1 protein-coding gene is annotated in these 798 nt (G+C 64.0%); it reads right to left on the bottom strand.

The annotated features are described in order from the left end of the window. Nucleotides 1-798, bottom strand: a 798-nt coding sequence (locus AACY52_RS28700) for a site-specific integrase (protein ID WP_339561124.1), incomplete at both ends; no start/stop codon positions are given.

Here is a 798-nt window from a genome sequence, read left to right as displayed (position 1 = left end):
GGCGTGCGAACCTCGTCGATGTAGCGCTGCGTGCGATCGACCAGGCGGATCGGCGGGTAGATCGTGCGAGGCTTGTCGCCCTTGGTGATCGTCAAGGGCACGCCGACCAGCGGATGATCCTCGTCATCCAGATGTGCTGTCTCCGGGACCTGGAAGACAGCTAAGCCGCAAAGCTCCTTGCGCCGCAGTCCCGTCGCCAGCGCCCATTCCGCCATCAGGCGGTAGGGCATATCCAGATGCGCAAAGACGCGGCGCAATTGATCGACACGCAACGGTCTCGGCAAACGTTCGTGCTCGGCAACCGTCAGGATGTTCGCCGCCATGACGCCTGGACGCGCATCGACATGCGCCAGGAACGATTGTCGCCGGCCGGAGCCCACCCGCACATCGACAAAGTGGAACGGCAGGCTCTCGATCCAGCCACGGCCTTGCGCCCACGCATAGAACCGGCAGACCGTGCGGACCCGATCGTTCACCGTCGAGCGCGCGTAGGGCCGTTTCGTATGCGGGCTCGGCTGTGAGAGCATGCGGTTGCGCCAGGCCGCAATCTCCGCCTCGCTCACGCTGAGCCAGTCGAGATCGGACTGCTCCAGGCTGTCGAACCAGTCGTGAAGATGCTCGCCGTAGGTTCTGACCGTTTCCGCCGCGTGGCTGCGGCCGGGTATCGTCGCCAGCTCCATCAGCCAAGCGAACGCGGGCTCGATGATCGCCATCCTTTCCGACACCAAGATCGGAAAGCCGGCTGGGATTGCAGCATAACCCATCGCTGCCCTGATGATCCGCACCACGATCTGTCCT

Source organism: Pseudomonas sp. EA_65y_Pfl1_P113 (genome assembly GCF_963970525.1).
Classification (GTDB): domain Bacteria; phylum Pseudomonadota; class Gammaproteobacteria; order Pseudomonadales; family Pseudomonadaceae; genus Aquipseudomonas; species Aquipseudomonas tritici.
This window is presented reverse-complemented; position numbering and strand designations above follow the sequence as displayed.